The sequence below is a fragment of the Dyella humi genome (genome assembly GCF_044904605.1).
Lineage (GTDB): Bacteria > Pseudomonadota > Gammaproteobacteria > Xanthomonadales > Rhodanobacteraceae > Dyella_B > Dyella_B humi.
The window spans coordinates 1,623,914-1,645,154 of record NZ_JADIKI010000023.1; the positions used below are offsets into that span (position 1 = coordinate 1,623,914).

At 61.7% G+C, this 21,241-nt stretch carries 15 protein-coding genes; 8 read left to right on the forward strand and 7 right to left on the reverse strand.

The features are described from left to right. Nucleotides 1-40: 40 nt before the first annotated feature. The 5 genes from ISP18_RS18485 to ISP18_RS18505 all read right to left on the reverse strand — a co-directional run bounded on the left by ISP18_RS18485 (nt 41) and on the right by ISP18_RS18505 (nt 7,477). Nucleotides 41-355: an antibiotic biosynthesis monooxygenase family protein gene (locus ISP18_RS18485; protein WP_380015575.1), complete on the reverse strand. Its 315-nt coding sequence runs from the start codon at nt 353-355 to the stop codon at nt 41-43. Between the two features lie 432 nt (nt 356-787). Then, a complete protein-coding gene (locus tag ISP18_RS18490) occupies nt 788-1,273 on the reverse strand; it encodes a hypothetical protein (RefSeq protein ID WP_380015578.1) in 486 nt (161 codons plus the stop codon). Between the two features lie 225 nt (nt 1,274-1,498). After that, on the reverse strand, nt 1,499-1,879 hold the full coding sequence (locus ISP18_RS18495) for a VOC family protein (RefSeq protein WP_380015581.1): 381 nt from the start codon (nt 1,877-1,879) through the stop codon (nt 1,499-1,501). 74 nt (nt 1,880-1,953) lie between these two features. Then, the gene (locus tag ISP18_RS18500) at nt 1,954-6,516 is read right to left on the reverse strand and encodes a DEAD/DEAH box helicase (RefSeq protein ID WP_380015584.1); all 4,563 of its coding nucleotides are present in this window, start codon (nt 6,514-6,516) and stop codon (nt 1,954-1,956) included. A 148-nt stretch (nt 6,517-6,664) separates the two neighbouring features. Beyond that, nucleotides 6,665-7,477, reverse strand: coding sequence for an AraC family transcriptional regulator (locus ISP18_RS18505; protein WP_380015587.1), 813 nt, complete (start codon nt 7,475-7,477; stop codon nt 6,665-6,667). A gap of 244 nt (nt 7,478-7,721) precedes the next feature. On the opposite strand from ISP18_RS18505, the gene ISP18_RS18510 reads away from it, so the two are divergent. The 5 genes from ISP18_RS18510 (at nt 7,722) to ISP18_RS18530 (ending at nt 13,015) form a co-directional block, all read left to right on the forward strand. After that, nucleotides 7,722-7,979: a hypothetical protein gene (locus ISP18_RS18510; protein ID WP_380015590.1), complete on the forward strand. Its 258-nt coding sequence runs from the start codon at nt 7,722-7,724 to the stop codon at nt 7,977-7,979. A gap of 87 nt (nt 7,980-8,066) precedes the next feature. Further along, on the forward strand, nt 8,067-8,531 hold the full coding sequence (locus ISP18_RS18515; RefSeq protein ID WP_380015593.1) for a MarR family winged helix-turn-helix transcriptional regulator: 465 nt from the start codon (nt 8,067-8,069) through the stop codon (nt 8,529-8,531). Between the two features lie 152 nt (nt 8,532-8,683). After that, on the forward strand, nt 8,684-10,123 hold the full coding sequence (locus tag ISP18_RS18520) for an efflux transporter outer membrane subunit (RefSeq protein ID WP_380015596.1): 1,440 nt from the start codon (nt 8,684-8,686) through the stop codon (nt 10,121-10,123). A 27-nt stretch (nt 10,124-10,150) separates the two neighbouring features. After that, nucleotides 10,151-11,338, forward strand: a complete 1,188-nt coding sequence (locus tag ISP18_RS18525) for an efflux RND transporter periplasmic adaptor subunit (protein ID WP_380015599.1) — start codon at nt 10,151-10,153, stop codon at nt 11,336-11,338. Nucleotides 11,339-11,491: 153 nt separating this feature from the next. Then, a complete protein-coding gene (locus ISP18_RS18530; RefSeq protein WP_380015602.1) occupies nt 11,492-13,015 on the forward strand; it encodes a DHA2 family efflux MFS transporter permease subunit in 1,524 nt (507 codons plus the stop codon). A 212-nt stretch (nt 13,016-13,227) separates the two neighbouring features. On the opposite strand, the gene ISP18_RS18535 is transcribed toward ISP18_RS18530, so the two are convergent. Next, nucleotides 13,228-13,764, reverse strand: a complete 537-nt coding sequence (locus ISP18_RS18535; RefSeq protein WP_380015605.1) for an acyloxyacyl hydrolase — start codon at nt 13,762-13,764, stop codon at nt 13,228-13,230. Nucleotides 13,765-13,977: 213 nt separating this feature from the next. Next, nucleotides 13,978-14,904 carry a LysR substrate-binding domain-containing protein gene (locus tag ISP18_RS18540; RefSeq protein WP_380015608.1) on the reverse strand — a complete coding sequence of 309 codons (927 nt, stop codon included), beginning with the start codon at nt 14,902-14,904 and terminating at the stop codon, nt 13,978-13,980. A 236-nt stretch (nt 14,905-15,140) separates the two neighbouring features. Between ISP18_RS18540 and ISP18_RS18545 the strand changes: the two genes are divergently transcribed. The 3 genes from ISP18_RS18545 (at nt 15,141) to ISP18_RS18555 (ending at nt 21,201) form a co-directional block, all read left to right on the forward strand. Beyond that, the gene (locus tag ISP18_RS18545) at nt 15,141-18,323 is read left to right on the forward strand and encodes an efflux RND transporter permease subunit (RefSeq protein ID WP_380015611.1); all 3,183 of its coding nucleotides are present in this window, start codon (nt 15,141-15,143) and stop codon (nt 18,321-18,323) included. Nucleotides 18,324-18,596: 273 nt separating this feature from the next. Next, entirely contained in the window at nt 18,597-19,787 is a 1,191-nt protein-coding gene (locus ISP18_RS18550; RefSeq protein WP_380015614.1) for an efflux RND transporter periplasmic adaptor subunit, read from the forward strand. After that, nucleotides 19,774-21,201, forward strand: a complete 1,428-nt coding sequence (locus ISP18_RS18555) for an efflux transporter outer membrane subunit (RefSeq protein WP_380015617.1) — start codon at nt 19,774-19,776, stop codon at nt 21,199-21,201. Before ISP18_RS18550 ends, ISP18_RS18555 begins: the two co-directional genes overlap by 14 nt. The last annotated feature ends 40 nt before the right edge of the window (nt 21,202-21,241 follow it).

The following is a 21,241-nucleotide window of genomic DNA, read 5'->3' on the forward strand; positions in this document are numbered from 1 at the left end:
GCGGCGCGCGGCATTTTCGCGCGTCCACCTAGACGACTTGTCAGGCGACATTTTCCTGTGCCACCACAGCATAGTGCTGAACGAACGGCTCAAACTCTAGAAGGTAGGCTTGATCTTCCGGATAGTACTTGGCTCTTAAGAGATCATTCCCCGCGAAAGAGCGAATGGAATCCTCAGAGTCCCAGTACGTTACTGTAAGAAAGTGAGTCGTTTCCCCATCGTCGCGACGCAACACGGCAACGTTGATGTTGCCAGGAATTGATCTGTAATCAGGAATGGCACGTTTTTCCAGGAAGCTCGCATACTCGTCGGCTTTAGCTCGAGCGGTTCGTCCGTGCCATATACGACAGATCACAGAGGCTCTCCTTATGTGGCCTAACGCTTAAGTTAAGTGGCGCGCGGTACGCGCGTCCGCTTGGACGAGTAGTTAGGCACAACGTTACACGTTATGCCTTGGATACCAAACACCCCTTATAACCATTGGACCGGCATTTGGAACCACATGCTTCTGGTCAAGGGCAGCAAACTCAATGCCGAAAATTACCCCAGTAACCTCTGTGCCAGTCGAGAGATAGCCGTATTGGCGCAGGAGTTCTTCCGCTGCTTCTTGGGACTCAGCGGTTACACCAAAGCCTAAACCTGTGTTTGTGTTGAACCAGAATGAGGTAAGCATCTATCTGTAGCCTAACGCCCGAGTTGAGCAGCGCGCGGTACGCGCGTCCGCTTGGACCACTTGTTAGAGGCTACCTCGCCTTTAGGGGAGTGCTGTACTGCACGCAGGTAGATGCTAGTTTTCGTCTTTCGCGATGCGACTGAAATCATTCGCAAGATACTTCTCCCACTTTGGCTTGCAGTACTCAGACGCAATACCGGATGCTTTGTCTTTTCTCTTGCCATTGAACCAAATAGATCGCAGGCCAACATTTTTTCCGGTTTTATTCTTTAGTGCTTCTCGGTCGAACTCCTTGGATGTCATGATCCACATCATATTCATGCGTTCAGAATAGAAGACAAACCAATAATTCTGGCGAATTTCTTCGTGCGGAATTGCGGAAAATAAGGCCGCATCTCCTGGAATTACATCTTTTGAGCGAGCCTTGATCTGAATGAGCGCCGTCGTTCCATCATGTCTTTTAATGATTGCATCGACAGCGTGATCGTCGACCAAAGGAATGTATACATCTAGCCCTTCCTTGAGCATACGCCCAATGATCCAGTACTCAATACGTTTACCGAATGCCGCAGAATTACGGAAAGGCTTGGCTGTAGGCATGACTTCTCCTCCTAGGCTAACGCCTGAGTTAAGCGGCGCCAAAGGCGTGCGCCGAAATGAATAGTTAGATCAAGCCTCTAGGCTAAATTCGCGCAAAAGTAAGTACGATCCTGACATATCCGGGTGTTGCGCGGAGTATGCGGGCAAAATTGCCGTGGTGACGGAGGGCGGTGCTCCGCACCTGATCGATCAGGTGCGGTTGCGGTTGAAGCATTGCAGTTCCCGTCAACCCCATCGATTGGCATTCTTGGGGAATCCCGGGCGTTGTATTCGGACCACACAAAATCGCTGCCCGGTGGGCGCTTGCATCACGACCCAACGCTCGAGGCGAGCAACCACATGAGCGCCTAGTTTTTCGAGGCGGGCCACTTCGGCAGGGATGTCGTCGGTCTCGATATCTATGTGGACTCTGCTCTCATGATCGACGCGCTGGATTTCAACGATGGGTTCGTCCTCCGGCGTTTCCAGCATGCGGTAATTGCCGCGGGTGCCTGGATGATCGTGGTCTACGGGCCGCCCCAATGCCTCGGCCCAGAAGCTGGCGGCTTTGTCGATATCGGGTGTGTTGCAATCGATGAGCAGTGCGCATAGACGGGAGTAGTGCATGGCTTCCTCATTCGGATAGCGGGATACATTTCACGGGATAAACCTATAGACACCGCTGAGCGAAAGCGCGTGACTCAGCGATGCACGTAGGTCACATCGCTGGTGCCGTCGGGTTCTGGACGTCGTAGTAAAGCGTTGTACCAACGGCGTTGTTGGGCGAGATCGCCTTCGATCAGCCATTGTGGCTTGTTGGCGACTAAAGCAGCGACAGGCACACCATCTTCGTACAGCACGCGTGTGCCGGCCAGGGCGGGCAGGCGGTCGCCGGCGAGGACGGTGCCGACAAGGTTGAGTGGATCGCTGCCGCTCAGGGTGACGCGTTGTTGTTCCGGTGGGCGTAGGCGGATGCTGCGCAGGTGCGCGATAGCTTCGGGAAGCGCGAACTGTTCGCCGACCAGGCCTTCCACGAAACGGCCGCCGCGGATTTCGCCGCGGGCTTCTAGGCGATGGTAGACGCGTAGTAGTTCGCGCCACGAAGGGAGCCAGGGGGCTTCGCGTTCGAGGAGTTTCCAGAAGACGACGCCGTAGCGGCGGAGCAGTGTGCGGGCGATGTGTTCGATGGTTTCGTCGGTGTTGGTTTCTCGCGAGGTTGGCCCCTCACCCCGGCCCTCTCCCCGGAGGGGAGAGGGGGTAGGAGGTTTTCGGACCAGCGACCAGCGTCCTGCATCTTCGATTTCGCTCAAAGTATGTCGACGCACACGGCGATGCCGCGGTGATTCGCGTTTGGCGGCTGGCGTGAGCAAGGCGCGCAGCCCGGCGAAGCTGTCGGACGTTACGCGACCGGCGGAAACCAGTTCGCCGAGCGCATCTTCCAGTTCGGTGCGCAGCAGGTGCGCAGCGTCGAGCAATTCGTCGAAGAACAGCGCGCCGTGTGCGGTCAATGCGTCGGCAACAGCTTGTGCGCGAGAAGAAAGCAGCGGTTCCTGGTCCTGGCTGCGGTCGGCCATGGACGTCCAGATGGCCAACTGGCGGCGCGGCAAAAGCACGATCGGTGTGGCGCGCACCGGGCCGCCGCTGCCACCGCCGCTGCGTAGGCGGTTCCAGCCGATGCGTCCGGCGCGGCAGAGTTCGTCTAGCCAGCGGCTGGAATAGTCCTCGATACGCGAGGCAAGCAGTTCGTTCTCCCAAGCGCCGGCAGCTGCTTCGAAACCTTCGAATTGGTTGAGCACGGCGCTGAGCGCATCGGGGCCGCTGAGTTTCGTGCCTGGCGTGGTGTGCTGCCATTCGAGCAGGAAGCGCATCAGGTCGCGGCGGCTGACCGGTTCGATTTCGCGACGCAGGCGGCCGATGGTATAGCGGTGGATGCGGGCGAGCAGGTGGCGCTCGCACCATTCGATGTCGTGCGCATCCGGCGTGAAATGGCCCTGCATTACGTAGCCTTCGGTTTGCAGGCGGATCAGCGCGAGGTCGATGTCGGTGGCGTCGACTTGCATGGATGCAGCCAGCGCGGCGACGGTGCTGGGGCCGAGGCCGGTGAGGCGGCCGCGCACGAGTTCTAGCAGCGCTTCTTCACGCGTCCAGGTTTGTGCGGTGTATTCGGCGGGGGCAGCGATAGGTGGATGCAGCACGGCTTGATCGTGGACTGCTTGCCACATTGGGAGTTTTTCGGCGCAGATCCATAGACCGCGCGAGGTTGGCCCCTCACCCCCGCCCTCTCCCCGGAGGGGAGAGGGAGTAAGAAGCGTGGCGCGATGAACCTTTGCGAGCTTGTGTAGCGAGTCGAGCCATCCTTCGTTCGATGCAGCATCTTCGTCGGTCACGAACCCCAGCACGTTGAGCGCTTCATGCATTTCATCCGCGCTGCGCACTTCCGGCCATGCTTCGGCACGCACGGCAGCGATCGCTTCCGGATCGAGCTTGGCCAGGTCGTCGGTGTCTTCGATGCCGTTCCAATGGCGCGTTTGCACAGCGCGTGTGCGGCGTTCTTCCAGTGGCGCGTCGTCGAGGAAGGCATACGGCGCGGCGTTGAGCACTTCACTGGCGAGCGGACTGGGCGCAGTGAGGTCGCGTGCGACGACGGTGATGTCGCCCGATTCGATGCGCTTGAGCACGCTGAGCAGGCCCTCCACGTCCATCGCTTCGCGCAGACAATCGTGTAGAGTCTGGTTGACCAGCGGATGATCGGGAATCTGCCGTTCGCCGACGATGTTTTCCAGACAGGCCACCTGGTCGGGGAACACGGCGGCGAGCAGGTCTTCGCTCTTCATGCGCTGCAAGGGCGCGGGTACTTTCTTGCCGCCGGCATAGCGTGGCAAGGCCAGCGCGGTCACCGCGTTCCAGCGCCAGCGCACCGGGAACAGCGGTGCATCCAGCAGCGCCTGCACCAGCACGTGCTCGGCGGTGTTGCTGTGCAGATAGCGTGCCACTTCGATCAGCGGAAAACTGTGGCTGGTGGAAAGCGACAGCACGATTGCGTTTTCGGTGGCGGCTGCCTGCAGTTCGAAATTGAACTGGCGGCAGAAGCGCTTACGCAGCGCCAAGCCCCAAGCCTTGTTGATGCGGCTGCCCCACGGCGTGTGAATCACCAACTGCGTGCCGCCGGATTCGTCGAAGAAACGCTCGAACACCAGCGTGGCTTGCGTAGGCATTACGCCGAGCGCGGCCTTGGCTTTGGCGAGGTACTCCACGATCTGCTGTGCGGCAGGTTCGTTCAGGCCGAGCGCTTGGCGCAACCAGTCGAATGCCGCCTGCACGCCATCGGCATCGATATGCGTCGACAGTTCTTCGCGCAAGCGCGATACGCCAACGGAGAGTTCATTGCTGCGACCCGGCGCTTCACCTAGCCAGAACGGAATGCTTGGTGGCGCGCCTTGCGCATCTTCTACGCGCAGGCGGTCGCGTTCCACACGTTGAATGCGATAGCTGGTGTTGCCGAGCTGGAAGATGTCGCCGGCCATGCTTTCGACGGCGAAATCTTCGTTCACTGTGCCGACAATGGTGGCTTGCGGTTCCAGCACCACCAGGTAATCGGCGGTGTCGGGAATGGTGCCGCCGGAGGTGACGGCGGTGAGCCGCGCACCGCGTCGCGCGCGCAATGCGTGATGCACGGCATCGCGATGGATATACGCAGCCCGTGCACCGCGTCGCGTGCTGAAACCGTCAGCCAGCATGCGCACGATGGCGTTGAAGGTTTCGCGCGGTAGCGTGCGATACGGATAGGCGCGGCGGACTAGGTCAAACAGCGCATCCTCGTCCCATTCCGCGCAAGCTACTTCCGCCACGATCTGCTGGGCCAGCACGTCGAGCGGTTGCGGCGGTTGAACGAGCGTGTCGAGTTCGCCGCGGCGCACACAGTCGAGCAAGGCAGCGCATTCGACTAGATCATCACGGCTGGTGGGAAATAGCCGCGCCTTTGGTGTGCCGTTCACCGCGTGGCCGGAACGGCCGGCGCGCTGCAGGAAGGCGGCAATGGAACGTGGCGAGGAAAGCTGGCAGACGAGATCGACATCGCCAATATCGATACCGAGTTCCAGCGATGCGGTCGCGACCAACACTTTCAGATCGCCGCGCTTCAGTCGTTGCTCGGCTTCCAGGCGATGTTCTTTGGCAAGACTGCCGTGATGCGCGGCGACGGTTTCGTGGCCCAGCCGTTCGGACAAATGCCGTGCCAAGCGCTCGGCCATGCGTCGCGTGTTGACGAATACCAGCGTGGTGCGGTGCTGCTCGACGAGTTGCGCGAGCTGGTTGTAGACCAACTCCCAGGTGTCGTTGGACATCACCGCTTCCAGCGGCACCGGCGGCACTTCGATGGCGAGATCGCGCGCGCGGGTGTGGCCGACGTCGATGATGGTGCAGTGGGTGGTCTTCACCCTCTCCCCTTCGGGGACAGGGGATACTCTTGCGAAGAGGTCTGCGGTGACGAGTAGGGGCTCTTTTGCGACTGCTCGCGAGGTTGGCCCCTCACCCCGGCCCTCTCCCCGAGGGGGAGAGGGAGAAGTGTGTTCTTCCTGCAAGGGCGCCGGAGCAAGGCCGGTGCCCTCCCCTACTAGAAATTTTGCAACGTCCTCAATCGGCTTCTGTGTCGCTGACAAACCAATCCGCTGCAACGGCCGCTGACACAACGCCTCCAGACGTTCCAGCGTCAACGCCAGATGCGCGCCGCGCTTGCTGCTTGCAACGGCATGGATTTCATCCACGATCACGCTGCGCACGCTCTTGAGCATCTCGCGTCCGGACAGCGAACCCATCAGCACGTACAGCGATTCGGGCGTGGTCACCAGGACGTGCGGCGGCGCCTTGCGCATCAGGTTGCGTTCGGCCTGCGGCGTATCGCCGGTACGCACGGCAGTGCGGATTGGTGCGCCGGGCAGGCCGAGCTTTTCCAGTTCAACGCCAATGCCTTCCAGCGGCGCTTCCAGGTTGATGTGGATGTCGTTCGACAGCGCCTTCAGCGGCGATACGTACACCACGCGCGTTTCATCCGGCAGCGTGCCGCCGCGCGCAACGCTTTCCTGCACCAGTTGATCGATCGCCGCGAGAAAGGCGGTGAGCGTTTTACCCGAACCGGTCGGCGCAGCGACCAGCGTGTGCCGCCCTGCCCTGATCGCCGGCCAGGCGGCAGCCTGCGCGGACGTTGGCGCCGGGAACGTGTTGCCGAACCAGGCGGCAACCGCGGGATGGAAATTCTGCAAAGGCATCGTAGGTAACCCGCGATCACAGAGCGGGCGAGGGCTCATCGATCATGACATAGGGGTGATTCCGTCGCGTAAAACTCCCCTCTTCCCTGGGCTGTCGCGACGACCATGCTTGACGTTCGCTGTCGCAGGGAATGAGACGCCCTGACCGCTACGCCGCCGCTCGCTGTCCGAAATACCGCGCCGGCGGATGGCCAAAGCAACGGCGGAACATGGCGATGAAGGCGCTGGTGCTGGCATAGCCCAGGCCGTCCGCTACCGCGGCCACTGGCAGGCCTTCGGCCAGTTGCTCCAAGCCTTTGGTGAGCCGCGCCTGTTGGCGCCACTGGGCAAAGCTCAGCGCGGTCTCGGCGCGGAACAGGCGGCTCAACGTGCGCACGGAAAGGCCGGCCCAGGTTGCCCATTCCTCCAGGCTGCGGTTGTCGTCCGGTTGTTCCAGTACGGCGTTGGCGATGCGCAACAGGCGGCGATCTATCGGCATCGGCAGATGCAGCGGTTCGAGCGGGGCGTCGCGGATCTCATCCAGCAGCACGGCCATCACGCGCTCCTGCCGTTCATTGAGTTCCGGATTCCACGTCCAGGAGCTGGCGCGATGGACCAGCTCGCGCATCAGCGCGGTCACGCCAATCACGCACGGCCGCTCAGGCAGGCAATGGGCGAGGCTCGGATGCAGGAACACGCCCCAGCCCGTGAGCGGACCGTTGATGCTCACTTTGTGCAGTTCGCCGGACGGCATCCAGCCGGCGCGATGCGGCGGCAGCAGCCACGAGCCATGCGCGGTGTGCATATGCACCAGCCCGCTTTCCACGCAGAAGAATTGCCCGCGTGCGTGGCTGTGCCAGTCGTATTGCTTGGTGTCCTGCTTGTATTCGCTGAAGGCTTCGCCGTCGTCCCAGTAAGTGATCAGGGCAGGGCCATCCAGGCGTTCGATCAGGTCGAAGAGTTCTTCTTTAGTCCGCTGCATGGCCGAATCTCGACATTTTTTGACCAAATGACGTTATCAGTTTGTCATCGCGTTTGCCTAAGCTGTCTTTACTGCCCGGCCATGCCGGGTTTTCTCGCCGCCGCCGCCGCTCGCGGCTTTTCCGATCCATCCCAGGGGTTTGCCGATGACTGCGCTTTACGGCGCAGACGTGACGATGTCGGTCACGGCAGATCTCGTTCGTTCGTCTTTATGAGCGATCCGCTGCAAACAAAAAGGAAAGGCCATGTCACCGCTTCAACTCGTTTCCGTGAGATCCGAGGTTTCCAAGTCCCCGCTGGAGACTTTCGTTGCTTGTGCCCATCAGATGCTCGACCCCGTCACCCCCGAAGCGGTGCGGCGGGCGATGGAACCGCGCCTGCTGGCGCAACTGCCGGCGCTGCGGGCGCTGGGCGTGTTCGAGCTGTTCGAACTGCGCGACCCCGCACTCAAGGCCTGGCTCGAGGACGAGCTGGCCGAACTGGTAGCGCCAGCGGAACAATAATTCACTTCTGTTCATTTGCAGAAACAATAGGTGCTGAGCTTATATTTGCCTTGACAAATATTTCGGGAGCAATAAAATACCGCTCCCATGAACACCGGACCGCTCGTTACCCCCACCAGCCAGGAAAGCCTGGGCGTGCTGATCGGCCTCGTCCGCACCGAGCTGGTGCGCAGCATCGAGGCAGAAATTGTCGCCAAAGGCATGGATCTTCGTTTCATCCAGTTCCTGATCCTCAAGCGCCTGGCCGTGTTGGGGCCGATGACGGCCACCGAGCTGGCCCGCTCGGTGGAACTAGACGGCGGCGCCATGACGCGCCAGCTCGACCAGTTGGAGGGCAGGGGTTACCTGCGCCGTTGTCGCCACGAGCAGGACCGGCGTGCCCTGCGCATCGAGCTCACCGAAGAAGGCAACGCGCTATGGCAGCAACTGACCGGCTGTAACGAGCGCGTGCTGGAAGCCGCGCAGCGATCATTGAGCGAGATGGAGCGCGAACACTTGCACGATTACCTAAGTCGCGTACTGCTCGCGTTGCGCGACAAAAACAATAACTAGCAGGCCAGGGACGACCTGCCGCGTAGTGGGTACGAAAGCACCCAATGCGCGACCGCCAGCTGGCACGCGCCGGTTTCGGCGAGTCGGAAAAGCATCAGGAGAGGCTTCCCGATGCACAGCTCCATTCACTTCAAACTTCGAGACTGAAAGCCATGCGTCTGCAAACTCTTGCGGCTGCTGTCGGATTGACGTTCGCCCTTGCTGGTTGCGCGACCAGCGGCGGCCTGCACCCCAATGGCGCGCCGACCGATCCTTCGTCGCTGAAGGCGGAACGCAGCCTCGCGAACGTGCAGGTATCCGACGCGGCCTGGCCCAAGGACGACTGGTGGACTGGCCTTGGCGACCCGCAGCTCACCTCGCTGATCGCCGAAGCGTTGCGGGACAACCCGAGCCTGGCCGAAGCCGATGCACGCGCCCGTCAGGCGCAGGCCGCGGCCGGCGCGGCGGATGCTTCGCGCAAGCCCACCGTGAACGTTGGCGCTAGCGTCGCCGAAGCGCGCATTCCCACCTCCATTCCTGCCCTGGGCAACGGCCACATGGGCGCTGCCAAGTACGCGTACGGCAGCTTCAAGTGGGACCTCGACTTGTGGGGCGCCCAGCGCGACGCATGGGAAGCGACGCTGGGCCAACAGCGCGCCGCGGAGATCGACGCGCAAGCCGCACGCATCGAGCTGTCGACCAACGTCGCGCGCGCTTATGTGCAACTGGGTTACGCCTATACGCAGCAGGACGTCGCCGCTGCCGAACTGAAACGTGCCGGCGATGCGCGCGATCTCACGCGCCAGCGTGTCGCAGCCGGCATCGACAACCAGATGCAGCTCAAGCAGAGCGATTCGGAAGTCGCCAGCGGAGAAGGGCAGAAGGCGCAGGCCGATCGTGCGGTCGATGCGGCACGCATCGCGCTATCTGTGCTGCTCGGCAAAGGTCCCGATCGCGGCCTCGACATTGCCCGGCCGCAGTTGCTGCCGTCCGCCGCGTTGAGCGTGCCGGCGAATCTGCCGGTGGAACTGGTCGGCCATCGCGCCGATCTGGTTGCCGCCCGCTGGCGTGTGGAAGCGGCGAGCAAGGACATCCAATCCGCGAAGACCGAATTCCTGCCGAACGTGAACATCGGCGCGATGGCGGGACTGATCAATCTCGGCGGCGGCAATCTGTTCTCGCTGCAGAACCGTTTTTATGAAGCGGCACCGGCGATCAGCCTGCCGATCTTCGACGGTGGCCGCCGTCGCGCCAATTTGAACAGCAAGGACGCGCAGTACGACCTCGCCGTGGCGCAGTACAACAAGACGCTGGTATCCGCCGTCAACGAAGTGGCTGACGACTACGACGCCATCGCTTCGATGCAACAGCAGATCGCCGCGCAGCAACGTGCGCTGGATGCCGCGAACGATGCATGGACGCTGGCCGAACAGCGTTACAAGGCTGGCATCGGCAGTTACCTGGAAGCACTCAGCGTGCGCCAGGAATTGCTCGCCGCCGAACAGCGCATGGCCGCGCTGCGTGCGCAGCAGTCTGATTTGAACGTGCAACTGATCCAGGCGCTCGGCGGTGGATTCCGTCCGCAGTCCGACGCCGAACTCTCCTCCAAATAATTTTCTTGCGTATCTGAGGCAGCCCCCATGTCCAGTCCGAATCCCAATACCGCCGACACGTCTGCCGTGCAGGCACCGCCGGCCAACAACCGGCGCGGCATCCTGCTGCGGCTGCTGATGGCGCTGCTCGTGCTCGCCGCCATTGCGTGGACGATCTGGTATTTCATCGTAGGTCGCTGGTACGAAAGTACCGATGACGCCTACATCAACGGCAACATCGTGCAGATCACGCCGCGTATCGCCGGCACCGTCACCAGCATCGGTGCAGACGACGGTGATCTGGTGAAACAAGGCCAGGTGCTGGTGACGCTCGATAAGTCCGATTCGGATGTCGGACTGCAGCGCGCCTCCGCCAACCTCGCTAACACCGTGCGTCGCGTGCGTGGCTTGTACAGCACCGTATCCGGCGCGCAGGCGCAGGTGGCAGTGGAGAAAGTGGCGTTGCAGAAGGCGCAGGCCGACTACAACCGCCGCCGCGATCTGGCCAAGAGCGGTGCGATCTCTGCCGAAGAACTGGCTCACGCCCGCGATGCGCTCACCTCGGCGCTGAGTGCGTTGACCACGTCCCAGCAGCAGTTGGCGACCAACCAGGTGCTGGTGGATGACACCGTCGTCGCTTCGCATCCGGATGTGAAGGCCGCCGCTGCGCAATACCGCGCCGCGTATCTCGATGACGTGCGTACCGTGATGGTGGCACCGGTGACGGGCTACGTTGCCAAGCGTACCGTGCAGGTTGGCCAGCGCGTGCAGCCGGGTGCCGCCTTGATGGCGGTGGTGCCGCTGCATGAAGTGTGGGTGGATGCCAACTTCAAGGAAACGCAGCTCACCCATATGCGCATCGGCCAGCCGGTGGAAATCACCTCCGACGTGTACGGCGGTTCGGTGAAGTACAAGGGCACGGTGGAAAGCCTCGGCGTGGGCACGGGCAGCGCGTTCTCGCTGCTGCCGGCGCAGAACGCTACCGGCAACTGGATCAAGATCGTGCAGCGCATTCCGGTGCGCGTGGTGTTCACCGATCCGTCGCAGCTCGACCAGCATCCGCTGCGCATCGGCATGTCGCTGGACACCGAAGTGAATCTGCACGACCAGAATGGCCCGACGCTGGCGCAGAGTGCGCGCAGCGAACCGCGCTTCAGCACGGATGTGTACCAGAACCAGCTCGCTGCGGCGAATGCGCAGATCGAGCAGATCATTCACGCGAATATGGGCAAATGAAGCGGGGAACGGAGAACAGGGAACGGGAAACATGAAGCATTACGCGACTCGTGTTTCCTCGTCCCACTGGAGTGCGACGGAAATTGATCTCGCCCCGCTTTCACATGTTCCCCGTTCCCTGTTTCCCGTTCCCAAGCTCAACGAGCGAACATCATGAACACCCACTTCCGTCCACCCAACCTGGTCCTCGCGACAATCGGCTTGTCGCTGGCCACGTTCATGCAGGTGCTGGACACCACCATCGCCAACGTGTCGCTGCCGACCATCGCCGGCAATCTCGGCGTGAGCTCGGACCAGAGCACGTGGGTGATCACATCCTTCGCCGTGAGCAATGCCATTGCGCTGCCGCTCACCGGCTTCCTCACCCGCCGCTTCGGCGAAGTGAAGCTGTTCGTGTGGGCGACGCTGTTGTTCTCGCTCGCCTCGTTCCTGTGCGGCATCGCACAGAGCATGGGCATGCTGATCGGATTCCGCACGCTTCAAGGTGCGGTGGCCGGTCCGATGTATCCGATCACGCAGGCGCTGCTCATTTCGATTTACCCACCAGCGAAACGAGGCATGGCGCTGGCGCTGCTGGCGATGGTGACGGTGGTGGCGCCGATCGCCGGCCCGATCCTGGGCGGTTGGATCACCGACAACTATTCCTGGCCGTGGATTTTCTTTATCAACGTGCCAATCGGCATTTTCGCCAGCAGCGTGGTGGCGAATCAGATGCGCCTGCGCGAGGTGGTCACGCAGCGGCCGAAGATCGACTACGTGGGCCTGATCACGCTGGTGATCGGCGTGGGTGCGCTGCAGGTGGTGCTGGACAAGGGCGCCGACGAAGACTGGTTCAATTCCAACTTCATCATTGTCACTTCAATCATCTCGGCCATCGCCATCGTGGTGTTCCTGATCTGGGAATTGACCGACAAGGATCCGATCGTCGACCTCAAGCTTTTCCGCCATCGCAATTTCCGCATGGGCACGATCTCGCTGGTGCTGGCGTACGCGGCGTTCTTCGCGATCGGCCTGTTAGTACCGCAGTGGCTGCAGATCAACCTGGGCTACACCGCCACGTGGGCAGGCTTCGCCACTGCACCGCTGGGTGTGTTGCCGGTGCTGCTCACCTTTATGGTGGGCAAGTACGCCACGCGCTTCGACCTGCGTTTACTCACCAGCGGTGCCTTCCTGGTGATGGGCATGACGTGTTTTCTGCGTTCGGACTTCTACATCGGCGTCGATTTCAGCCACGTGGCGCTGGTGCAGTTGCTACAGGGTTTGGGCGTAGCGTTCTTCTTCATGCCAGTGACTACCATCCTGCTTTCGGATCTGCAGCCGCATGAAATCGCCGCGGGCGGTGGCCTTGCCACCTTCTTGCGCACGATGGGCGCCAGTTTCGCGGCATCGCTCACCACCTTCATGTGGCAACGGCGCGGCGTGCTGCATCACTCTCAGCTCGCCGAACAGATCACGCCATACAACCCGAACCTGCAGCAGGCGATCAGCCAGACCGGCGACTCGCAAACGGCAGCGGCGGTGTTGAACCAGTCGATCACGCTGCAGGGCTTGCAGATTTCGTTCAACGAAATCTTCCACCTACTGGGCTGGATCTTCCTGTCGCTGATCGTGGTGATCTGGATGGCCAGGCCGCCATTTGCGGCGAAGACGGCGGGAGCAGGGGCGGGTGGGCATTGATGCTCGTCCTCTCACATGTAACCACAGGGCCGTCATTCCCGCGAAAGCGGGAATCCATCTTCGCTTTTAGCCTCAGAGCACCATGGATTCCCGCTTTCGCGGGAATGACGGCAATGTAAGGCGCGTCAGAGCTGACACTCACAACATCCATTCGAAAACAACAACGGCCCCGAATGGGGCCGTTGCTTTATGCAGCGCGAATAAGCGCCGAATCAGAACGCGATACCGACCACAGCCATCGTCTCGCCGCGGTTGGGTTCATGGATACCGGCATTGGAAATATGGCGAAAGCCCACACTCCAATGATCGCCCTGGTAACCCACGGTGGTCATGAATTCATAGGTGCTGCTCAGCGCCAAGGTGCGCCCGGTATGCACGGTGGGCTGCTCGCTGATGAAGAGCCGCCGATACCACGCATTGGCGGGACCGTAGTGAATGCGCACACCGGCGCCTACCAGGCCGATGTCGTCGCGTGTGGTGTAACGGCTGCCGTTGTAACGGCTGTTGTCGAAGCGTTTGAGGTCACGTCCGCCGATCCAGCCGGCGGTGATGTCGGGTGCCCAGGTGAAGTTGCTGCTACCGAATTGGTGTTCATCGAAGATCACTTCGCCGAACGCGGCGGGTGCGCTGTAGCTGTCCATGTAGCTGACGCCGCCCTGCAATTCGAAACGAGCCGCCATAGCGGGTAGAGCCGGTAGAGCAAACATCAGCACGGCAGCTAGGCCGCGTGTGAGGGGATGCATGCGCATTGCGAGTTACCTATGCGAATAGGAATGTTGGTTTATGTACTTATAAGTTTACAAATGATTAAGAGATGTTTCCAGCCATAATCGCTGCGCTTTTGGAAACGCATCGTTGCCGTGAAGATGTGTGCACAAAAACGACAGCGTGGTGTAAGCGAACACGGACACCCCCATCTCGCTACGCATGCCCATGCACCGTATGCCGGCGGTGATGGCGCGCTATTTCGGCTCTGCTTTCAATGTCTTGGACGCGAGGCACTGTGCGATGTCCAGGAACGCGTGCACCATCGGATCGTTAGCATCGTCGCGATAGATCGCCCATACCGCCGTAGCCGTTTCCATGTTCGCGAGCGGCCGGTAAACCACGTTTTCCACCACCATCCGCTGCACCGAGCCGGGCAGCACGCCCACGCCGAAGCCGCCGGAGATCAGCCCGATGATGGTGGGCAGCTCGCGCACTTCATAAAGGATGCGCGGACTGAAACCCGCGCGCGTGCACAGCGCGATCACCTCGTCGTAGAGCCGCACGCCGAGGTGGCGCTGATAGAAAATGAAATCCTCGTTGGCCAGTTCGGTGATATCGATCGGGCCGTTCTTTGCCGCCAGCGGATTGCTGGAATGCATTACCACGGTGAGCGAATCCTTGAACAGTTCCATGGCCTTGATGCCGGTGGGCAACGCTTCGGGGCGGATCACGCCGACGTCGATCAGCCCTTGTCCCAGGGCGTCGATCTGATGCGCCGTTGCCAGCTCATGAATCAGTAGCCGCACGTCGGGCAGGCGTTCGCGAAACCGCGCCAGCACCCGCGGCACTACCACCGTGAATGGGCCGGACGACATCAGGCCAAGATGCAATTCGCCCAATTCTCCACGCTGTGAGCGAGCGACGGATTCAGCGGCCCGTTCGGTCTGCGTAAGAATGGCGCGTGCACGCGGCAACAGCGCGGTGCCCGCACCGCTCAGCACGATGCCACGGCCCTTGCGCTCGAACAGCTTGGCGCCCAGGCGCAGCTCCAGCGCATGAATTTGCTGGCTGAGCGGCGGTTGCGAAATGCCTAATCGTTCGGCCGCGCGGCCGAAATGAAGCTCGTCGGCCACCGTGACGAAGTACTTCAGATGCCGCAGCTCCAGATAATCATTCGTCATGCGTATCAAGCCATTCGCCATGCTGTATCGATCTTAGCAAGCTCTACAACTAACCTTCACATCCGGTAGAGCCTTTCCCCGGGCGATGCCCGCCCTAACCACTGGAAGTGCGCGTGTAAGCGGAGTACGCAGCCGCGTAGAGCGACTGCCGCGAACCCTCAGGCAACTGCATGAATGCCATGGATGCGGCACGTGGTTCGAACTTCGCTACTCCTTGAGCCCTGGAGCCCATCCACATGTTGAGGATTGTACGGCTTGCGCTGGAGCGGCCTTATACCTTCGTCGTACTCGCGCTGCTGATTCTGATCGTAGGACCGCTCGCGGCCTTGCGCACGCCCACGGATATTTTTCCGGATATCAAGATTCCGGTGATCGCCGTGGTATGGCAGTACACCGGCCTGTCAGCCGATCAAATGGCGGGGCGCATCTCCTCGCCGTACGAACGTGTGCTCACCACGACGGTGAATGACGTCGAGCATATCGAAGCCAAATCGATCGCCGGCTACGGCATCGTCAAAGTCTTCTTTCAACCTACCGTCAATATCGCGACCGCCAATGCGCAGGTAACGGCGGTTTCTCAGAACATACTCAAGCAGCTGCCACCGGGAACCACGCCGCCGCTGATCCTTAATTACAACGCGTCGACGGTGCCGATCCTGCAGCTCGCATTATCCGGCAAAGGTCTGAGCGAACAGAATCTTGGCGATCTGGCGCTCAACATTCTGCGTCCACAATTGGTGTCCGTGGCTGGTGCGGCCATCCCTTATCCCTATGGGGGTAAAACGCGCCAAGTGCAGATCGACGTTGACTCCGCGGCCCTGCAAGCGCGCGGGCTCTCCGCGCAAGATGTCGCCAACGCGCTGGCGGCACAGAACCTGATCATTCCCGTTGGTACGCAAAAGATCGGCACGTTCGAATACACGTTGAATCTCAACAACGCGCCCTCGGATATCAATGATCTTGGCAATCTGCCGATCAAGCAGATCAATGGCACTACCATCTACATTCGCGATGTGGCCCATGTGCGCGACGGCGCACCGCCGCAGACAAACATCGTGCACGTGGATGGCAATCGCTCGGTACTGATCAGCATATTGAAGAACGGCTCAGCCTCCACATTAGCGATTGTGGCAGGCATCAAAGAGCGCTTGGCCGACAGTCGGGGCATTCTGCCAGACAACCTCAAGGTGTCGCCGATCGGCGATCAATCGCTGTTCGTGCGCGCTGCCATCACCGGCGTGGCGCGTGAAGGCGTGATCGCGGCGGCGCTGACGAGTTTGATGATCCTGCTGTTCCTGGGCAGCTGGCGTTCCACGGTGATCATCGCCGTGTCGATTCCGCTGGCCATTCTCGGTGCCATCGCCTTGCTGTCCGCCTTTGGCGAAACGCTCAACATCATGACGCTGGGCGGCTTGGCGCTGGCGGTGGGTATCCTGGTGGACGACGCCACCGTGACCATCGAGAACATCAACTGGCATCTCGAACACGGCAAGGACGTGGAAACGGCGATCATCGACGGCGCCAAGCAGATCGTGACGCCGGCCTTCGTGTCGCTGCTGTGCATCTGCATCGTGTTCGTGCCGATGTTCTTCCTCGATGGCGTGGCGCGCTTCCTGTTCGTGCCGATGGCCGAGGCGGTGATGTTCGCCATGGTGTGCTCGTTCATCCTCTCGCGCACCCTGGTGCCGACGATGGCGAAGTACCTGTTGAAGCCGCACGCGCCGCATGTCGGCGAACACGGCGAGCATGTTGCGCCGCCGGTCTCGCGCAATCCGCTGGTGCGCTTCCAGCGCGGGTTTGAGGCGCGTTTCGAGCGCATCCGCGCCACCTATCACGGCATGCTCGAGCTGGCGCTGGGGCATCGCAGGCCGTTCGTGATCGGCTTCCTGGCCTTCGTGCTGGTGTCGTTCCTGCTGGTACCCTTCCTGGGTCGCAATTTCTTCCCCGATGTGGATGGTGGACAGATCCTGATGCACGTGCGCGCGCAGGTCGGCACGCGCGTGGAAGACACCGCCAACCTGTTCAACAGCATCGAAAAGACGGTGCGGCAGGTGATTCCCGCTAATGAGCTGGGCACGGTGGTAGACAACATCGGCCTGTCCAACAGCGGCATCAACACCACCTACAACAACACCGGTCTGGTCGGCGAACAGGATGGCGACATCCAGATCGCGCTCAACGAAGGCCATCACCCAACCGCCGAATACGTGCGCAGGCTGCGCGAGCTGCTGCCGCACACGTATCCGGGCACGACCTTCTCGTTTCCCCCAGCGGACATCGTCAGCCAGATTCTGAACTTTGGTGCGCCTGCGCCGATCGATCTGCAGATTCGCGGGCCGAACCTGGCTGCGAACTTCGTGTACGCGAATACGCTGCTCGGGCAGATCAAGCACATCCCCGGTGTGGTGGACGCGCGCATCCAGGAGTCGCAGGCCAATCCGTCCTTCGACGTAAATGTGGATCGTACCCAGGCGCAGCTGCTCGGCATCACCGAACGCGACATCACCAACAGCCTGGTGGTGAACCTCGCCGGCTCCAGCCAGGTGGCACCGACGTTCTGGTTGAATCCGGCCAACGGCGTGTCGTATCCCATCGTGATGCAGACGCCGCAGTACGCACTCGATAGCCTGGCGCAATTGCGCAACCTGCCGATCAACGGCAGCAACGGACAGGCGCAGGTGCTGGGCGGGCTGATTTCCCTGCAGCGCAAGGACACAAATGCGGTGGTCGACCAGTACAACATCCAGTCGGTGGTGCAGATTTATGCCGCCACGCAGGATCGTGACTTGGGCGCGGTCGCCGCCGACGTGCAGAAGCTGATCGACAGCACTGCAAGCCAGCAGCCCAAGGGTTCGCACGTGGTGTTGCTGGGCCAGGTGCAGACCATGAACAGCGCGTTCTCCGGCCTGATCTTCGGCCTGCTCGGCGCGGTGGTGCTGATCTATCTCTTGATCGTGGTGAATTTCCAATCGTGGAGCGATCCCTTTGTGATTATCACCGCGCTACCTGCGGCGCTGTCCGGCATCGTGTGGATGTTGTTCGCCACGCATACGCCGCTGTCGGTACCCGCGCTGACTGGCGCAATCATGTGCATGGGCGTGGCCACTGCCAACTCGATTCTGGTGGTGAGTTTCTGCCGCGAACGGCTTGACGAACACGGCGACGCCACGCTGGCGGCGCTCGAAGCCGGCTTCACGCGCTTCCGCCCGGTATGCATGACGGCACTGGCGATGATCATCGGCATGGCGCCGATGGCGCTGGGCCTGGGCGAGGGCGGTGAGCAGAACGCACCGCTGGGTCGCGCCGTGATCGGCGGTTTGATTTTCGCCACCTGCGCGACGCTGCTGTTCGTGCCGGTGGTGTTCAGCATCATCCATGCGCGAAGGGATGCTCTCGTCCTTTCTGCGCAGGCGGCATGATGTCCAGAAGGCTCGCAGGGTGTGTTGCGCGGCGCCGGGAAGACTGGCCGTCTTGCCAAGCCGCGCGGCGCAGCCTGCGGGCCTTCTGGACATCACCCTTCGGGCCGGCCCTGTCTGTCCGCATATCTTCGGTCCATCTTCTCGACAGACGGCCAGTCTGCCATCGCCGATGGCCCTGTGATCTGCGAACAGGCAGGGCCGGTGACGCCTACGCAGAAAGGACGAGAGCATCCCATGTCGCGAAGAAAGTCGACGCTTCCGGAGAACCAAGCTATGTCGTCTGAAGCAACCATCCATCCTTCGCAGAAGCTGTCCAAGCGCGGATTGCGCCTCACCGGCATCGTGGTCGCCACCATCTTGGTTGCGATCGTAGTGATCGGCTTGATCACGCGCGCCACGCAGGCCAACAGCCTGAAAACCTGGACGCAGGAACAGGCCGTGCCAACGGTCAGCGTGGTGGTGCCGGAGCCCGGCAAAACCGGCCCCGTGCTGGATCTTCCCGGTCAGCTGCAAGCCTATACGCGCGCACCGATCTACGCGCAGGTCAGCGGTTACCTGAAAGAGTGGAAGACCGACATCGGTGCGCCGGTGAAGGCCGGTCAGCTGCTCGGCGAAATTTTCACGCCGGAACTCGATCAGCAATTGCAGCAGGCGCGTGCTGACCTGGCCAGCGCCAAAGCAAACGCGGATCTGGCCGGCGTAACGGCGAAGCGCTGGCAGGCAATGCTGGGCAGCGATTCGGTCGCGCAGCAGGACGTGGACCAGCGCACCGCCGACTACACTGCCAAGCTGGCGCAGATGAAAGCTGCGCAGGCTAATGTCGATCGTCTGCAAGCGACCAAGGCATTTGCGCGTATCGTGGCGCCGTTCGATGGCGTAGTGACGGCGCGCGATACCGACGTCGGCGCGTTGATCAACTCAGGCGGCGGCACCGGTCCGGAATTATTCGTGGTGTCGGACATCCACAAGCTGCGCGTGTACGTGCAGGTGCCGCAGCGCTATGGGCCTTCGATCCGCCCCGGCAGTAACGCCGTGCTGACGGTACCCGAATACCCCGGCCGCGAATTCCACGCCCAGATAGCAGCGACGTCGAATGCGATCAACACGACGTCCGGCACCACACTGGTGCAGCTGCAGGTGGACAACACTGACAACCAGCTTATGCCCGGCAGCTTCGCCCATGTGCGCTTCAACCTGCCGGTGGATACCACGGCGTTGCGCGTGCCGGCCAGCTCGCTGATCTTCGACAACGCCGGCTTGCGCGTGGCCACCGTTGGCACAGGCGACAAGGTCGCCTTCAAGAAGGTGAGCATTCTCTTTGACTACGGCAAAACGGTGGAAATTGGTTCCGGCCTGGATAGCGGCGACCGCGTGATCGATAGCCCGCCCGACGGCATCAAGGACGGCGATGCCGTGAAGATCGCAAGCGAAGACGCGACGGCCAAGCCTCATGAAAAAGCTTGAGTCCCTGCTTTTCGTCGCCATCGCTGCGGCGCTGGGCGGCTGCTCGCTGGCACCGGCCTATCAGCCACCAGCAACGCCGCAGGCGCAAGCCTATCGCGACGTCGGTCCGTGGGTGGCGGCGCAGCCGTCCGATCAATCGCCGCGCGAGAACTGGTGGCATCTCTACGACGACACCGAACTGGATACGTTGCAGATCAAACTGCTGGCCAACAACGCCGATCTGGCCGCGGCACTGGCGCACTACCAGCAGGCGCAGGCCTATGCGATGCAGGCGCGATCCGAGCTGTTTCCGCAGATTGGGCTCGGTGCCACCGGGCAGCGTCAGCGCGAATCCGATCACGCGCCACCGCTGCGCAATGCCGCTGCGCCGGCTGACTACAACAGCTACACCGTCAGTGCACAGGCCAGCTATGAGGTGGACCTTTGGGGCCGCGTACGCAACACGGTCGAAGCCGGGCGCGACAATGCGCTGGCCGCGGCGGCGGATCTTGCTTCGGCACAATTGAGCCTGCAGGCGCAGCTTGCCGACAGCTACATGCAACTACGCGGCCTCGACCAGCAGATCGAACTGCTACAGGAGACCATCCAGGCGTACGAGAGAGCCCTGAAGCTGACGCAGACACTGCACGGTGGCGGCATCGTTTCTGGCCTGGATGTATCGCGCGCGCAGACGCAGCTTTCCGATGCGCGTTCGCAGTGGTCGCAAACGCTTGCCCAGCGCGCCTTGATGCAGGACGCCATCGCCGTACTGGTCGGCGAAAACGCGGCGAGCTTCAGCCTGCAGGCGCGCACCGATGCGGTCCCAGTGCCGGTCATTCCACTCGACGTGCCATCCACCTTGCTGCAACGTCGCCCCGATGTGGCGGCGGCAGAACGCCGCGTGGCCGCCGCGAACGCAGGCATCGGCGTGGCGCGCGCCGCGTGGTTCCCGTCGCTGACGCTCAACGCGCAAGGCGGCTACCAAAGCACCGGCTGGGCGAACCTGCTTACCGCCGGCAACCGCATCTGGGCCTTAGGCCCCACGCTCGCTTTGGACCTGTTCGACGGTGGCTATCGCAAGGCCACCATCGCCGCGGCGAAAGCGAAAACGGACGAGGCTGGTGCCACTTATCGGGGTGTCGTGCTGACCGCCTTCCAGCAGGTGCAGGACAACCTCGCCCTGCTCGACCACCTCGGCACTGCCAGCGCCAATCAAAAGGATGCCGCCGACGCCGCGCAACACGCGCTGGATCTGTCGATGAGCCAGTACAAGCATGGCGCGGTGAGCTACCTGGACGTGGTGCAGGCGCAGACCACGTCCCTGCAGGAAACCCGCGGCCTGCTGCAATTGGACACGCAGCGCCTGCGCGCCAGCGTGCAGCTGATCCGCGCGCTGGGCGGCGGCTGGTCGACGGAGCAGCTTGCGCAGAAGTGAGGCGCATGCGGAAATAGAGACAGTTACCTAGAGCGCTGAA

What these genes read in the sequence shown, in the direction of transcription:
- ISP18_RS18490 (WP_380015578.1), bottom strand. Translation starts at nt 1,273, where the DNA reads ATGCCTACAGCCAAGCCTTTCCGTAATTCTGCGGCATTCGGTAAACGT.
- ISP18_RS18495 (WP_380015581.1), bottom strand. Translation starts at nt 1,879, where the DNA reads ATGCACTACTCCCGTCTATGCGCACTGCTCATCGATTGCAACACACCC.
- ISP18_RS18500 (WP_380015584.1), bottom strand. Translation starts at nt 6,516, where the DNA reads ATGCCTTTGCAGAATTTCCATCCCGCGGTTGCCGCCTGGTTCGGCAAC.
- ISP18_RS18505 (WP_380015587.1), bottom strand. Translation starts at nt 7,477, where the DNA reads ATGCAGCGGACTAAAGAAGAACTCTTCGACCTGATCGAACGCCTGGAT.
- ISP18_RS18510 (WP_380015590.1), top strand. Translation starts at nt 7,722, where the DNA reads ATGTCACCGCTTCAACTCGTTTCCGTGAGATCCGAGGTTTCCAAGTCC.
- ISP18_RS18515 (WP_380015593.1), top strand. Translation starts at nt 8,067, where the DNA reads ATGAACACCGGACCGCTCGTTACCCCCACCAGCCAGGAAAGCCTGGGC.
- ISP18_RS18520 (WP_380015596.1), top strand. Translation starts at nt 8,684, where the DNA reads ATGCGTCTGCAAACTCTTGCGGCTGCTGTCGGATTGACGTTCGCCCTT.
- ISP18_RS18525 (WP_380015599.1), top strand. Translation starts at nt 10,151, where the DNA reads ATGTCCAGTCCGAATCCCAATACCGCCGACACGTCTGCCGTGCAGGCA.
- ISP18_RS18530 (WP_380015602.1), top strand. Translation starts at nt 11,492, where the DNA reads ATGAACACCCACTTCCGTCCACCCAACCTGGTCCTCGCGACAATCGGC.
- ISP18_RS18535 (WP_380015605.1), bottom strand. Translation starts at nt 13,764, where the DNA reads ATGCGCATGCATCCCCTCACACGCGGCCTAGCTGCCGTGCTGATGTTT.
- ISP18_RS18540 (WP_380015608.1), bottom strand. Translation starts at nt 14,904, where the DNA reads ATGACGAATGATTATCTGGAGCTGCGGCATCTGAAGTACTTCGTCACG.
- ISP18_RS18545 (WP_380015611.1), top strand. Translation starts at nt 15,141, where the DNA reads ATGTTGAGGATTGTACGGCTTGCGCTGGAGCGGCCTTATACCTTCGTC.
- ISP18_RS18550 (WP_380015614.1), top strand. Translation starts at nt 18,597, where the DNA reads ATGTCGTCTGAAGCAACCATCCATCCTTCGCAGAAGCTGTCCAAGCGC.
- ISP18_RS18555 (WP_380015617.1), top strand. Translation starts at nt 19,774, where the DNA reads ATGAAAAAGCTTGAGTCCCTGCTTTTCGTCGCCATCGCTGCGGCGCTG.